This is a genomic window from Thioalkalivibrio sp. AKL19 (assembly GCF_000420165.1).
Classification (GTDB): Bacteria; Pseudomonadota; Gammaproteobacteria; order Ectothiorhodospirales; family Ectothiorhodospiraceae; genus Thioalkalivibrio.
Genome location: NZ_ATUK01000003.1, coordinates 13,854 through 28,447, shown reverse-complemented (window position 1 = coordinate 28,447; position 14,594 = coordinate 13,854). Strand labels below are relative to the sequence as shown.

At 68.9% G+C, this 14,594-nt stretch carries 15 protein-coding genes; all 15 read left to right on the top strand.

The window, feature by feature from the left end; translation table 11 throughout:
- Positions 1–2 precede the first annotated feature (2 nt).
- The gene (gene dprA / locus F817_RS0101100; protein ID WP_024325914.1) at positions 3–1,142 is read left to right on the top strand and encodes a DNA-processing protein DprA; all 1,140 of its coding nucleotides are present in this window, start codon (positions 3–5) and stop codon (positions 1,140–1,142) included.
- Positions 1,139–1,624, top strand: coding sequence for a DUF494 family protein (locus F817_RS0101095; protein ID WP_024325913.1), 486 nt, complete (start codon positions 1,139–1,141; stop codon positions 1,622–1,624). The genes dprA and F817_RS0101095 overlap by 4 nt, the downstream gene beginning before the upstream one ends.
- Before the next feature lie 140 nt (positions 1,625–1,764).
- A complete protein-coding gene (locus F817_RS0101090) occupies positions 1,765–4,344 on the top strand; it encodes a DNA topoisomerase I (protein ID WP_024325912.1) in 2,580 nt (859 codons plus the stop codon).
- Positions 4,331–4,936 carry an L-threonylcarbamoyladenylate synthase gene (locus F817_RS0101085; RefSeq protein ID WP_024325911.1) on the top strand — a complete coding sequence of 202 codons (606 nt, stop codon included), beginning with the start codon at positions 4,331–4,333 and terminating at the stop codon, positions 4,934–4,936. The genes F817_RS0101090 and F817_RS0101085 overlap by 14 nt, the downstream gene beginning before the upstream one ends.
- A gap of 16 nt (positions 4,937–4,952) precedes the next feature.
- The gene (gene hemF / locus F817_RS0101080; RefSeq protein ID WP_024325910.1) at positions 4,953–5,882 is read left to right on the top strand and encodes an oxygen-dependent coproporphyrinogen oxidase; all 930 of its coding nucleotides are present in this window, start codon (positions 4,953–4,955) and stop codon (positions 5,880–5,882) included.
- A gap of 23 nt (positions 5,883–5,905) precedes the next feature.
- Entirely contained in the window at positions 5,906–6,922 is a 1,017-nt protein-coding gene (gene hemB, locus F817_RS0101075) for a porphobilinogen synthase (RefSeq protein ID WP_024325909.1), read from the top strand.
- Entirely contained in the window at positions 6,919–7,767 is an 849-nt protein-coding gene (gene aroE / locus F817_RS0101070; RefSeq protein WP_024325908.1) for a shikimate dehydrogenase, read from the top strand. The genes hemB and aroE overlap by 4 nt, the downstream gene beginning before the upstream one ends.
- A 104-nt stretch (positions 7,768–7,871) precedes the next feature.
- Positions 7,872–8,534 (top strand): OmpA family protein, encoded by a 663-nt coding sequence (locus tag F817_RS0101065; protein ID WP_024325907.1) that lies wholly within the window; start codon positions 7,872–7,874, stop codon positions 8,532–8,534.
- Between the two features lie 190 nt (positions 8,535–8,724).
- Positions 8,725–9,165 carry a type II 3-dehydroquinate dehydratase gene (aroQ, locus tag F817_RS0101060; protein WP_024325906.1) on the top strand — a complete coding sequence of 147 codons (441 nt, stop codon included), beginning with the start codon at positions 8,725–8,727 and terminating at the stop codon, positions 9,163–9,165.
- Between the two features lie 9 nt (positions 9,166–9,174).
- Positions 9,175–9,636 (top strand): acetyl-CoA carboxylase biotin carboxyl carrier protein, encoded by a 462-nt coding sequence (gene accB / locus F817_RS0101055; RefSeq protein WP_024325905.1) that lies wholly within the window; start codon positions 9,175–9,177, stop codon positions 9,634–9,636.
- Positions 9,637–9,666: 30 nt separating this feature from the next.
- Complete coding sequence (accC, locus tag F817_RS0101050; protein ID WP_024325904.1) at positions 9,667–11,013, top strand: acetyl-CoA carboxylase biotin carboxylase subunit; 1,347 nt, start codon at positions 9,667–9,669, stop codon at positions 11,011–11,013.
- 330 nt (positions 11,014–11,343) lie between these two features.
- Positions 11,344–12,225, top strand: coding sequence for a 50S ribosomal protein L11 methyltransferase (gene prmA / locus F817_RS0101045; protein ID WP_024325903.1), 882 nt, complete (start codon positions 11,344–11,346; stop codon positions 12,223–12,225).
- An 84-nt stretch (positions 12,226–12,309) separates the two neighbouring features.
- The gene (locus F817_RS0101040; protein ID WP_024325902.1) at positions 12,310–13,029 is read left to right on the top strand and encodes a DUF3426 domain-containing protein; all 720 of its coding nucleotides are present in this window, start codon (positions 12,310–12,312) and stop codon (positions 13,027–13,029) included.
- An 88-nt stretch (positions 13,030–13,117) separates the two neighbouring features.
- A complete protein-coding gene (gene dusB, locus F817_RS0101035) occupies positions 13,118–14,110 on the top strand; it encodes a tRNA dihydrouridine synthase DusB (protein WP_024325901.1) in 993 nt (330 codons plus the stop codon).
- A complete protein-coding gene (locus tag F817_RS0101030) occupies positions 14,107–14,439 on the top strand; it encodes a helix-turn-helix domain-containing protein (protein ID WP_024325900.1) in 333 nt (110 codons plus the stop codon). The genes dusB and F817_RS0101030 overlap by 4 nt, the downstream gene beginning before the upstream one ends.
- The last annotated feature ends 155 nt before the right edge of the window (positions 14,440–14,594 follow it).

Below are 14,594 nucleotides of genomic sequence, written 5' to 3'. Positions count from 1 at the left end.
GCATGGATGATGCCAGCGGGGCGGCCGCCCCGCACGAGGACTGGCTGCGCCTGATCAACACCCCCGGTCTCGGTCCGCGGCGCCTGCTGCAACTGGTCGAGGCCTTCGGTACCCCGGGCCACGCCCTCGCCGCCCCCGCTGCCGAATGGCAGCGCGCGGGCATCGACCTCAAGCTGGACGACGCCGCACGCCAGGCCCGCGAAACCGGTGCCGCGGCCGACCGGGCCTGGCTGGATGCCGACCCCCGGCATTCCCTGCTGTGCCTGGACGACCCGGCCTATCCGCCCCTGCTGGCCGAACTCCCCGACCCGCCACCGGTGCTGTACCTCAACGGCAACCCGGACCTGCTGCGCGCCCCGCAGGTAGGGATCGTCGGCAGTCGCGACGCCACCCCGCAGGGCGAGCGGCTGGCCAGCGAATTCGCGCGCGAACTGGCCGCGGCCGGGCTCACGATTACCAGTGGCCTGGCGCGCGGCATCGACGGCGCGGCCCACGAAGGCGCCCTGGCCGCGCCCGGCGGACGCACCATCGCGGTGGTCGCCACCGGGCCCGACCGCATCTACCCTGCCCAGCATCGACGCCTCGCCCACCGCATCGCGGACCATGGCCTGGTGGTCTCGCTGTGGCCCACCGATACCCGGCCGCTGGCGCGGAATTTCCCCCAGCGCAACCGGGTGATCAGCGGCCTGTCGCTGGCCACCCTGGTCGTCGAGGCGGCCCTGAAGAGCGGGTCGCTGATCACGGCACGCCTGGCGGCCGAGCAGGGCCGACAGGTCTATGCGGTCCCCGGCTCGGTGTTCAGCCCCGCCAGCCGTGGCTGCCACCGGCTGATCCGGGACGGGGCCCAGCTGGTGGAGTCGGCCGAGGAGATCCTGGACGATCTCGCGGACTGGCTGGGGGTGGCACCCAATGCGCCTGTCACCCGGACCGAGCCCGCCCGCGAACCACTGGACCCGGAGCAGGAACGCGTCCTGAACGCGATGGGTTTCGACCCGGTCCCGCTGGAGACCCTGCGTGAACGCACCAAATTGACCATCGAACAGCTTTCATCCATGCTGGTTTTGCTTGAACTCCATGGCCGCGTGGCCGCCCTCGACCACGGGCGCTACCAGCGCCTCGACGCAGGATCCCCCGAATCATGAACGAGAACGTGCTGGATGTGCTCATGTATCTCTTCGAGCACACCATCGACGAGGAATCCGACGAGGATCCGGACCGCTCGGAACTGGAACGCCACCTGGTGGAGGCCGGTTTCGCCCGGCGCGAGATCGATCGCGCCCTCGGCTGGCTGGACCGCCTGATGAGCGAGGCCCCGCTGGCCGGCCGCGGCGGGGATGGCGCGGCCCATCGGATCTACGCCCCCGAAGAGCGCAAGCGCCTGGACACCGAGGCCCACGGCTTCCTGCTGCACCTGGAACAGAATGGGTTGCTGACCGCCGGCACCCGGGAACTGGTACTGGACCGCGTGATGGAGCTGGATGCCGAGGAAATCGATCTCGACCAGCTGCGCTGGGTGGTCCTGATGGTGCTGTTCAACCAGCCGGACGACGCGATCGCCTACTCCCGCCTGGAAGAGGTCATGCGCGACGATTCGGGGCCGTCGGCCGTGGATTATCTGCACTGACTTCCCCGTCTTTCGAGGTCATGCGGTAGCCACGGGCGTTTTCCTCATCTAGTCTTTAGCGCCCGTGAAGCCGGTTGCACACCTGCAGCCGCCACCGCCCCGACACGGAACCCGCTGCCACGGAGACGGTCCCGAGCGACATGAGCAAGCACCTCGTCATTGTAGAGTCCCCCGCCAAGGGCAAGACCATCGAGAAGTACCTGGGCCCCGACTACCAGGTCCTCGCCTCGTACGGCCATGTGCGCGACCTGGTCCCCAAGGAGGGCGCGGTGGATCCGGAAGACGGCTTCCGGATGAAGTACGACATCATCGAGCGCAGCGAGAAGCAGATCGAGGCGATCGCCAAGGCGCTGAAGAAGGCCGACGACCTGATCCTCGCGACTGACCCCGACCGTGAAGGCGAGGCGATCTCCTGGCATCTCTACGAGGTCCTGCGCGAACGCGGGCTGCTGGAGAATCGCGGCGTGCACCGCGTGGTGTTCCACGAGATCACCAAGAAGGCGATCCAGCAGGCGATCGAGGAACCGCGCGACCTGGCCCAGCCACTGATCGACGCCCAGCAAGCGCGGCGCGCGCTGGACTACCTGGTCGGCTTCAACCTCTCGCCACTGCTGTGGCGCAAGATCAAGCGCGGCCTGTCCGCCGGGCGCGTACAGAGCCCCGCGCTGCGCATGATCTGCGAGCGCGAGGACGAGATCGAGGCCTTCGTCGCGCGCGAATACTGGACCCTGGATGCCCTGAGCGAACGCCAGGGCCAGGCCTTCACCGCGCGCCTGACCCACCTCGATGGCAACAAGCTGGACCAGTTCGACCTCAACAGTGCCGATCTCGCGCATGATGCGCAGAAGCGGCTGACCGACGCCGCCGGTGGCGAACTCAAAGTCGCGAAGGTCGAGAAGAAGCAGCGCCGCCGCAATCCGGCCGCGCCGTTCACCACCTCGACCCTGCAGCAGGAGGCCTCGCGCAAGCTGGGCTTCACCGCCAGCCGCACCATGCGCACCGCGCAGCAGCTCTACGAGGGGATCGATCTGGGCTCCGGCGCGATCGGCCTGATCACCTACATGCGTACCGACTCGGTGGCCCTGGCCGGCGAGGCGATCGCCGAGATGCGTGGTCTGATCGAGGAACGCTACGGCGCCAACAACGTCCCGGACAGCCCGCGCCAGTACAAGACCAAGTCGAAGAACGCCCAGGAGGCCCACGAGGCCATCCGCCCGACCTCCGTGCGCCGTCTGCCGAACGAAGTACGCGAGCGCCTCAGCAGCGATCAGGCGCGCCTGTACGACCTGATCTGGAAGCGCACCGTCGCCTGCCAGATGATCCACGCGACCTTCGACACCGTCGCCGCCGACCTGGTCCCCGGCGACACCGAACACCGCTTCCGCGCCACCGGCTCCACCCTGGTCGACCCCGGCTTCATCGCCGTCTACCAGGAGGGCCGCGACGACGCGCAGGACGACGACGAGGACAAGCGCCTGCCGGAGATGGCCGAGGGCGACACGGTGAAGCTGAACGAGGTCACCGCCGACCAGCACTTCACCGAGCCGCCCCCGCGCTACACCGAGGCCAGCCTGGTGAAGACGCTGGAGGAATACGGCATCGGCCGCCCGTCGACCTACGCCAGCATCATCTCCACCCTGCAGTCGCGCGAGTACGTGGAGATGGACGGCAAGCGCTTCATCCCGACTGATACCGGCCGGATCGTGAACAGCTTCCTGACCCAGCACTTCGACCGCTACGTCGACTACGACTTCACCGCGAAGCTGGAAGACGAGCTGGACGCCATCTCGCGCGGGGAAAAGGACTGGGTCCCGGTGCTGGAGGAATTCTGGGGCGATTTCCGCGACCGGGTGAAGGAAAAGGAAGAGAACGTCACCCGCGCCGAGGCCGTGCAGTCGCGCGAACTGGGCCCGGACCCCAAGAGCGGGCGCCCCGTCTCCGTGCGCCTCGGCCGCTTCGGGCCGATCGTGCAGATCGGCACCAAGGACGACGAGGAGAAGCCGCGCTTCGCCGGGCTGCTGCCCGGGCAGAAGATGGACAAGATCACCCTCGACGAGGCGCTGGAGCTGTTCAAGCTGCCGCGCGATCTCGGCGAGACGCCCGAGGGCGAGCCGGTGATGGTGAACATCGGCCGCTTCGGGCCCTACGTGAAGTACGGCTCCAAGTACGCCTCCCTGGGCCCGGACGACGATGTCTGGACCATCGAGCTGCCGCGCGCGCTGGAGATCGTCGCCGAGAAGAAGAAAAAGGACGCCGAGCGTTTCATCAAGAGCTTCGATGACGAGGGCATCCAGGTCCTGAACGGGCGCTACGGCCCGTATGTGACGGACGGCAACAAGAACGCCAAGATCCCGAAGGAGACCGACCCCAAGTCCCTCACGCTGGAGCAATGCCAGGAACTGATCGCGGCCGCCCCGGAACGCAAGGGCCGCGGCCGCAAGGGCGCGACCAAGTCGACCGCAAAGACCTCCGGGAAAACCGCCACCAAGGCCACTGGCAAGACCACGGCCAAGTCGACCACGAAGTCGTCCGGCACGAAGAAGACGCCCACGAAGAAGGCGGCCACGAGCAAGAAGGCCGCCAGCAAGACGGGCACGAAGAAGACCGCCGCGAAGACCTCGCCGGCGAAGAAATCGGGGGGCGCGAAGTCCGGCGACAGTGACAATACCGGCGACAGCCGCCTGAGCGCCCAGCCCTCCGGCGACCGTGGATCGGAATAAGACCCCACTACTGACCCCCGAGATCGACCCCGTCGCCCAGGCAGTGCGCGATGGGGGCGTGATCGCCTACCCCACCGAGGCGGTCTTCGGCCTCGGCTGCCGCCCGGACGCCCCGGAGGCGATCGAACGCATCCTCGAGATCAAGGGCCGCCCGGCCGCCAAGGGAATGATCGTGGTGACGGATACGCTCGAGCGCCTCGGGCACTGGCTCGCCCCGCTACCGGACCCACACCGCCCCGCGATCGAGGCAAGCTGGCCTGGACCGACGACCTGGCTGCTGCCCGTCACTGCCGAATGCCCGCCCCTGCTGCGCGGCGACCATGACAACCTCGCCGTGCGCGTCACTGCCCATCCCGCGACCCGCGCCCTGTGCGCGGCCGCCGGCAGCGCCCTGGTCTCCACCAGTGCGAACCGCGCCGGCGCGGACCCCTGCCGCACCTGGGATTGCGTTGCCTCACAACTCGGGGCGGGCATCGATGCGATCCTGCAGGCAGAATGTGGCGGGCGCGACGCCCCCAGCGCGATCCGCGACGCCCGCACCGGGGCCTGGCTCCGGGGCGGACCGGAGCCCGACGCGAACACCGACCACTGATCAACCGGGACGCAGCATGAGCCAGGACAACGTCTCCATCGAGCGCGTAATCGACTACCTGCAGGGCCTGCAGGACCGCATCTGCCAGGGCCTCGAGGGCCTGGACGGCCGGGCCCGCTTCGAGGAGGACGCCTGGGAGCGCCCCGCTGGCGGCGGAGGGCGTACCCGCGTGCTGCGCGAGGGCGCGGTGTTCGAGCAGGCCGGGGTGAATTTCTCCCACGTGATGGGCGACAACCTCCCGGCCTCGGCCACCGCCCACCGACCGGAGATGGCCGGGCGCTCGTTCCAGGCCACCGGTGTGTCCCTGGTGATCCACCCGCACAACCCCTTTGTTCCGACCTCGCACGCCAACGTGCGCTTCTTCATCGCCGAGAAGCCCGGCGAGGACCCGATCTGGTGGTTCGGCGGCGGCTTCGACCTGACGCCCTACTACGGCTTCGACGAGGACTGCATCCACTGGCACCGTACCGCCGAGGCCGCCTGCCGCCCGTTCGGCGAGCACCTCTACCCCGCGCACAAGAATTGGTGCGACGAGTACTTCCACCTCAAGCACCGCGACGAGCCGCGCGGCGTGGGCGGGCTGTTCTTCGACGACTTCAGCGAAGGCGGCTTCGAGCATGCCTTCGGCTACATGCAGAGCGTGGGCAACGCCTACCTCGACGCCTACGCCCCGATCGTCGAGCGCCGCCGCGCCACCGACTTCGGCGAGCGCGAGCGCCAGTTCCAGCTCTACCGCCGCGGGCGCTATGTCGAGTTCAACCTGGTCTACGACCGCGGTACCCTGTTCGGCCTGCAGTCGGGCGGGCGCACCGAGTCGATCCTGATGTCGCTGCCGCCGCTGGTGCGCTGGGAATACAACTACCAGCCGGCGCCCGGCACGCCCGAGGCCGAACTCTACGAACGCTATCTGAAGCCGCGCGACTGGCTCGCCGAAGCTGCCGGCTGACTCCAAGCACGCAAGGACCTGGCATGACCGTACCGATCGCCCCCTACCCCGCCGGCCGCCCGCGCCGAATGCGCCGCGACGGCTTTTCCCGCCGCCTGATGCGCGAGCACCACCTGCGCGCGGACGACCTGATCCTGCCGGTGTTCGTCACCGAGGGCGAGGGCGTGCGCGAGGCGGTACCGTCGATGCCCGGCGTGGAACGTGTCTCCATCGATCAGCTGCTGGAAGAGGCGGCCACCGCCGTGCGCCTGGGAATCCCGGCGCTGGCGCTGTTTCCGGTGGTGCCGGGCGAGAAGAAGAGCCTGGATGCGGCCGAGGCGTGGAACCCCGAGGGGCTCGCCCAGCGCGCGGTGCGCGCACTGAAGGCGGCGCACCCGGAGCTTGGCGTGATCACCGACGTCGCGCTGGACCCGTTCACCACCCATGGCCAGGACGGCATCATCGATGACGACGGCTACGTGGTGAACGACATCACCGTCGAGGCCCTGGTGAAGCAGGCGCTGTCGCATGCCACCGCCGGCGCCGACGTGGTGGCCCCCTCCGACATGATGGACGGGCGCATCGGCGCGATCCGCACCGCACTGGAAGACGCCGGCTACGTACACACGCGCATCCTCGCCTACTCGGCGAAATACGCCTCCGCCTTCTACGGCCCCTTCCGCGACGCGGTGGGCTCGGCCGGCAACCTCGGCAAGGGCGGCAAGGAGACCTACCAGATGGACCCGGCCAACGGCGACGAGGCCCTGCACGAGGTCGCGCTGGATCTCGCCGAGGGGGCCGACATGGTGATGGTCAAACCGGGCATGCCGTACCTCGACGTGGTGCGCCGCATCCGCGACGCATTCCAGCGCCCGACCTTCGTCTACCACGTCTCCGGCGAGTACGCGATGCTCAAGGCCGCCGCCGAGCGCGGCTGGCTGGACGAGCGCGCCTGCGTGCTGGAGGCCCTGACCGGCATGAAGCGCGCCGGGGCCGACGGCATCCTCACCTACTATGCGCGCACCGTGGCCGAATGGCTGGCGGAGGACGCGGCGCGATGAACGAGCCGCGTCCGGATCGCTACGCGGTGGTGGGCAACCCCATTCACCACTCGCTGTCCCCGCGCATCCACACCCTGTTCGCCGAACAGACCGGGCAACACCTCGTGTACGAAGCCCGCCAGGGCACCCCCGGGCAGTTTGCCGAGGAGGTCAACGCCTGGTTCGCCGAGGGGCTCAAGGGCCTCAACGTGACCGTTCCGTTCAAGGAGGAGGCCTTCGCCCTGGTCCGGGTGCTGACGGACCGTGCGCGCCATGCCGGGGCGGTCAACACCCTGTGGCGCGATGGCGACCACCGGATCCACGGCGACAACACCGACGGCGTCGGATTCTGTCGCGATCTCGACCGCCTCGGCTTCGACGTGCGCAATCGCCAGGTCCTGATCCTGGGGGCCGGAGGCGCCACCCGCGGCCTGCTGCAGCCCCTGCTGGAAGGCGGACCAGAGGCGCTGGTCATCGCCAACCGCACCGTGACCCGCGCCGAGAGCCTGGTGGATGCCTTCCGAGATATCGCCCCGGCCACCCGGCTTTCCGCCTGCGGGCTGGACGCGCTGCCGCAGGGCCCCTTCGACCTGGTGGTGAATGCCACCGCCACCGGTCTCGGCGACGATGCACTGGATCTCCCCGGCGATCTCGTCCACACGCACAGCCTGGCCTACGACCTGGTCTACGGCGCCGGGGCCCAGCGTTTCCTGGACTGGGCCGCCGGCGCGGGATGCGCGAACGGCAGCGACGGCCTCGGCATGCTGGTGGAACAGGCGGCCGAGGCCTTCTCCATCTGGCGCGGGGCGCACCCCGAGACGGACCCCGTCCTGCGTCAACTGCGTCACGAAATCACCGGCAAATAGCCCACCCGTCGCCCGGGTTCATGGACGGTTCACGCGCCACGGCGCAAGCTGGGTACAAGGTTCCCGACATCCACACGGGGCCAGCGAACACCGGGAGATTCATCATGCAACGCATTCTCGCCCTGGCCGCCACCAGCGCCCTGGTACTGGTGATGGGCTGCACCACCACCGACCCGTACACCGGGGAAGAACGCGTCTCCCGAGCCACCATCGGGGCCGGCATCGGGGCTGCCACCGGCGCGGTGCTCGGCAGCGTCACCAGCAGTCGCAACCGCACCCAGCGCGCCATGATTGGCGCCGGCATCGGGGCCCTGGCCGGCGGCGCCATCGGCAACTACATGGACCGCCAGGAGGATGCCCTGCGCGAACAGCTGCGCGGAACGGGCGTCAGCGTGACCCGCGACGGCGACAACATCATCCTCAACATGCCAAGCAATATCACCTTCGATTTCGATCGCAGCGAGATCAAGCCGCAATTCCATGACGTCCTCGACTCGGTCGCACTGGTGCTGGAGGAGTTCGACCAGAGCGGGGTCGAGGTCGCCGGGCACACCGACTCCACCGGCCGGGTGGAATACAACATGGACCTCTCGGAGCGCCGCGCCGAGAGCGTGGGTCAGGCCCTGATCCGCCGTGGCGTGCAGCCGGTGCGGGTGCACACCATCGGCCTCGGGCCGCACCAGCCGGTCGCGTCCAACGACACCGATGCCGGCCGCGAACAGAACCGCCGCGTCGAGCTCACCCTGTTCCCGCTCACCGCCGAGTAACCCGCACGTTACGACCCGCTACCCGGCGAGCGTCGGGGTGCCGGGCCGACCCCATTCTGGCGACGACTCCAGCGTCTCGCGCTGGACACCCCCACCCTTCCTGCGGCAGAATCCCGATCATTCGCCGCACCATCATTTTTCGGTGCAATCGCGTCCATTCACGACAGGATCGCTACCGATTCCCCCTGCCATGGCATCCATACTGCTGCTCAACGGCCCCAACCTGAACCTGCTGGGACAGCGGGAGCCGGAGCGCTACGGCGCGCAGACCCTGGCGGATATCGAGACCGACCTGAGGGCCCGGGCGGAACAGGCCGATGCCTCCTTCGACAGCTTCCAGAGCAACCACGAAGGCGATCTGATCGACCGGATCCATGCCGCGCCCGGCGAGGGCGTGCGGCGCATCCTGATCAACCCGGGCGGCCTGACCCACACCAGCGTCAGCCTGCGCGATGCCCTGCTGGGCGTCGCCATCCCGTTCTACGAGATCCATATCAGCAATATCCACGCCCGCGAGCCCTTCCGCCAGACCTCGCGTCTGAGCGATGTCGCCGCCGGCCTGGTCAGTGGCTTCGGGGTCATTGGCTATCGGCTGGCGCTGGATGCGGCGCTTGCAGCTATCAAGGAATAAGAGGCTTCCATGGACATTCGCAAGGTCAAGAAACTGATCGACCTGCTCGACGAGAGCGGCATCCACGAGATCGAGATCCACGAAGGCGAGGAGTCGGTCCGCATCACCCGCTCGGCCGGCGGGACCGCCGTTGCCGCTCCGGCACCGGCACCCCTGCCCGCCGCGGCGCCCGCGCCGGCCGGCGCACCGCCAGCCGCCGCCCCGGCCGGCGAGGTCGAGGCGGCGCCGGAGATGGACGGCCACCGCGTCACCGCGCCGATGGTCGGCACGTTCTACCGCGCACCCAGCCCGGGCTCGAAGCCGTTCGTCGAGGTTGGCCAGACGGTGGAGGTCGGCGAGACCCTGTGCATCATCGAGGCGATGAAGATGCTCAACCCGATCGAGGCCGACCAGGCGGGGACCATCCGCGACATCCTGGTCGAGAACGGCAATCCGGTGGAATACGGCCAGCCCTTGTTCATCATCGGCTGATCCCTCGATCCCCTGCCAACAGGTCCGAGCATGTTTGAAAAGATTCTGATCGCCAACCGCGGCGAGATTGCCCTGCGGGTCCTGCGCGCCTGCCGCGAGATGGGTATCGCCACCGTCGCCGCGCACTCCAGCGCCGACCGCGACCTGAAACACGTCCGCCTGGCGGACGAGTCCGTATGCATAGGCCCCGCCGCCTCCGGCGAGAGCTACCTGAACATCCCGGCGCTGATCGCGGCCGCGGAGGTAACCGATGCCGGCGCGATCCACCCCGGCTACGGCTTCCTGTCGGAGAACGCCGATTTCGCCGAACGCGTGGAATCCTCCGGCTTCGCCTTCATCGGTCCGCGCGCCGAAACCATTCGTCTGATGGGCGACAAGGTCTCCGCGAAGCAGTCGATGCTGGAGGCCAACGTGCCCTGCGTCCCCGGCTCCGGCGGCGCCCTGGGCGACGACGCGGACACCAACCTGGCCCTGGCGCGCGAGATCGGCTACCCGGTCATCATCAAGGCCGCGGCCGGCGGTGGCGGGCGCGGCATGCGCGTGGTGCACACCGAGGGTGCGCTGCTGAACGCGATCTCGCTGACCCGCAACGAGGCGCAGCAGGGCTTCGGCAACGACACCCTGTACATGGAGAAATACCTGGAGCATCCGCGCCACGTGGAGTTCCAGATCCTCGCCGACAGCCACGGCAACGCGGTGTGTCTGGGCGAGCGCGACTGCTCCATGCAGCGACGCCACCAGAAGATCATCGAGGAAGCACCGGCGCCCGGCATCAGCGACGAACAGCGCCGGGCCATGGCCGAACGCCTGATCCGCGCCTGCCAGGACATCGGCTACCGCGGTGCCGGTACCTTCGAGTTCCTCTACGAGAACGGGGCCTTCTATTTCATCGAGATGAACACCCGGTTGCAGGTCGAGCACACGGTCACCGAGCAGGTCACCGGCATCGACCTGGTGCGCGAGCAGATCCGCATCGCCGCCGGCGAGCCCCTGGGTTACACCCAGGACGACGTGCGCATCACCGGCCACGCCATCGAGTGCCGCATCAATGCCGAGGACCCCGGCACCTTCATGCCCAGCCCCGGCACCATCCAGCAGTACCACGCACCGGGTGGGCCGGGCATCCGCATGGACACCCACATCTACAATGGCTACATGGTCCCGCCGTACTACGACTCGATGATCGGCAAGCTGATTGCCCACGGGAACAGCCGCGAGATCGCGCTGGCCCGCATGCGCGGTGCCCTCGGCGAGATCGTGGTCGACGGCATCCAGACCAACGTCGCACTGCACCACGACCTGATGATCGACGCGAACTTCCAGCGTGGCCAGACCGACATCCACTACCTCGAGAAGAAGCTGAAGGCACAGGCCTGAGCCCTTTCCGTAACCACCAGGGAAACACTGATCAATGTGCACGTTCGCGTTGGTACCGCAGGTTTTACGAAACAAGGCGCGTCGTGCAGCGGGTAGTGGTTCTACCCGCAAGCGGCGCAACGCAGGATCGGGGAACCTGGGGTACCAACCCCACAAGCCATTCAATGCCGGGGCTCGGCCGCCCGTTTTTGATAACAACGGGCGCGGGAACAGCGTTGCGGCTCCCGTGTGCAGAATGACTGCACGGCGGTCGCCGCGCCTTGTTCGCCCGCAAAAGCGACTCGAGCGCGAACGTGCACATTAATCAGCGTTTCCCTGGAGCCTGACGCCATGAGCCTTGCCGAACTCGAATGCCAGATCAGCCCGGAACAGGCCGAGCCGCTGGAAGACACGCTTTTTGAACTGGGCGCAGTCAGCGTCGAGTTGTTCGATGCCGCCGACGAGCCGCTGTTCGAGCCCCCTCTCGGCACCCATCCGCTGTGGTCCACCGTGCGCCTGAAGGCGGTGTTTCCGGATACCACCCAGGCGGACCTCGCCGCCGCCGCGCTGGAACGCCAGGCGCAGGCGCCGGAGGCGATCCAGGTCCAGCCCATCGAGGACCAGGACTGGGTGCGCGCCGGCCTCGATGGCCTCGGCGCCATCCACTGCGGCGGCTCGTTGTGGATCGTACCCTCCTGGGAGGACGAACCCGCCATCGAGGAAGGCACCTTCGTGCGCCTGGACCCCGGCCTGGCCTTCGGCACCGGCAACCACCCGACCACCGCGATGTGCCTGGCCGCACTGGCCCAGCAGCCACCGCGTGACCAGGAGGTGCTCGACTACGGCTGTGGCTCCGGCATCCTCGCCATCGCCGCCCTGAAGCTCGGGGCCCGCCATGCGCTGGGTATAGACATCGACGAGCAGGCCGTGCAGGCCACACGCAGTAATGCCGACGCCAACGCCATCCCGCCCGCGCACCTGGAAACCGGCCTGACCGACCACCCCGTGCCGACGGCCGGGTACGACCTGGTGCTGGCGAACATCCTCGCCAAGCCGTTGATCGATCTGGCGCCGGAGCTCGCGCGGGCCGCAAAACCCGGCGCCCGCATCCTGCTGGCCGGCCTGCTGGAGCGCCAGGCGGACGAGGTCATCGCCGCCTATTCCGACGCCTTCGAGATCGGGGTCGAGGACTGCCGCGAAGGCTGGGCCCTGCTCGGCGGGCGTCGGCGGTAAGGGAACCCGGACCCATGGGCAGGTTCGCGCCGGCTCCGCCTCCCTGCCGCAACCGGGCGCGACCGCTGCCGTCCGGACGCTGACATGCTGGCCCGCTGCCCCCAATGCGGCGTTACCCACGCCCTCGCCCGCGGCGACAAGCTACGCCAGCGGCGGGTCCACTGCAGCAATTGCGATGCCGAATTCGACTTGTTTCCGTCCCTCGAGATCGGCGGCGCCGGCGAACGGGTACTCGGCGAGGGCCTCCTCCCCGCGCAGCCCGTACACACTCCCGCCATCGAGAGCGCGCCGATCATCGCGATCGCCGTCGACATCGAGCATCACCCGCCTCCCCGGGGTCTGGCAGGTCCCACCCGCCGGCGCACCTGGCGGGGGATCACCCTGGCCGCCGCCCTGGTGATCCTGCTGAGTGCGCAGGCGCTGGCGTTCCCGCCCGTGGCGCCGGGCCAGAGCAGCCACCTGGATCAGGCGCGCGCCCAGCTGTGCGCGGCCATCCCCTGCCCGGCCTGGAACCCGCCGCGCGCGACCGAACGCATCCGGGTGTCGACACCCGACTTCTTCACTGGCGCCGATGGCACGCTGCACCTCCAGTTCCGGCTGGAAAGTCCGATCCGGCAAGCCTGGCCGGTCCTCGACATCCACCTGAGCGACCAGCTGGACACACACCATGGCACACTGCGCCTGACACCGAACGACTACGCCGACGCGAACACCCCGATGCCCCCCCACGAACCCGCGACCGTGCGCCTGTCCCTCGCCAGCCCCCACGTTCATATCACCGGCGTCCAGATCCATCCCCGCTGATTCGTCACCCTCCGGGTACGCCGCCGGCAGGTGCCCGGCTTAACTGCTAGACTCGCAGGCCCTTTCGCCGCTCGTTAGCCAGCCCCGGATGCAACTCGGAAGCCACCATTTCCCGGACCCCGCCGTGTTCCTGGCCCCCATGGCCGGGGTGAGCGACCGTCCGTTCCGGTTGCTGGCCCGGCGTCTGGGCGCCAGCGCCGCCGTATCCGAGATGGTGACCTCGGATACCCGGCTGTGGGCCAGCGACAAGAGCCGCCACCGGCTGGACCACCGCCAGGAGCCGCGCCCGCGCATCGTCCAGTTGCTGGGCAACGAACCCGGCCCGCTGGCCGAGGCGGCGCGCGAGAACGTGCGCCGGGGCGCCGACGTGATCGACCTGAACCTGGGCTGCCCGGCCAAGAAGGTCTGCAGCAAGGCCGCAGGATCGGCCCTGCTGGGCGAACCGGAGCGGGTGCGCGAACTGCTTCAGGCACTCACCGGGGCGGTCACCGTCCCGGTCACGCTGAAGATGCGCCTGGGACTGGACCGCGAGCGGATGAACGGCGAGACCATCGCGGCCATCGCCGAGGACTGCGGCATCGCGATGCTGACCGTGCACGGCCGTACGCGGGCCGAGGCCTACCGCGGGCAGGCGGACCACGCCGCCATCGCGCGGATCGTGCGGTGCGTTTCCATTCCGGTGCTCGCCAATGGCGACATCACCGGGCCCGACAAGGCCCTGCAGGTACTCGAGACCACCGGCGCGGCGGGCGTGATGATCGGACGCGCGGCCCAGGGGCAGCCCTGGCTTCCGGGGCAGATCCGGGCCGCACTGGCCGGCGAAGCGGTCCCGCCGCCACCCGACGCGGTCACGCGTCTCGCGCTGATCGAGGAACACATTACCGGTTTGCATGCCCAGTACGGCGAGCCACAGGGCGTGCGTATCGCGCGCAAGCACCTGGGCTGGTATCTTCAGGGCCTGGGTCTCGACGAGGCCCGCACCCGGGCGGCCCGGGCTGACCTTCTCGCCGCCCCCACGGCCAGCGAACAACTGCGGCGCCTGCGCGCCCACCTGACGGGAATCGCAAGCGAGGCTGCATGAGCACGAACATGCCACTCGAACAGGACCCGGACGTCCACGAAGTCCCGGTTGCGGGCACGCTTCCCTCCGACTGCGTGCTGGCGGACTCCGTCCGGCGGGCGCTGGACCAGTACTTCGAGACCCTCGACGGACAGAGCAGCCACGACCTCTACGCGCTGGTGATGAACGAGGTGGAACGCCCCCTCCTGGCCAGCGTGCTGGAGCGCTGCGGCGGCAACCAGAGCCGCGCGGCCGCCCTGCTCGGGCTCAATCGCGCCACCCTGCGCAAGAAGCTGCGCACCCACGGGCTGGTGGAGACCAACGGGAACGGCAACGGCGCCGCGACCTGACAAATAGGTTCTTGGTGCAGGGCCTGGCCGATGACCGCTCCGAAATGCACGGCATCACTCGCCAACCTGGAGCGGCCCACTGCATCTCCCTTCCAATCTTCCCGTCTTCCTGTAGACCAGCCTTCTCCGTGCCCCCTGTGGCCTGCGTGGTTCAA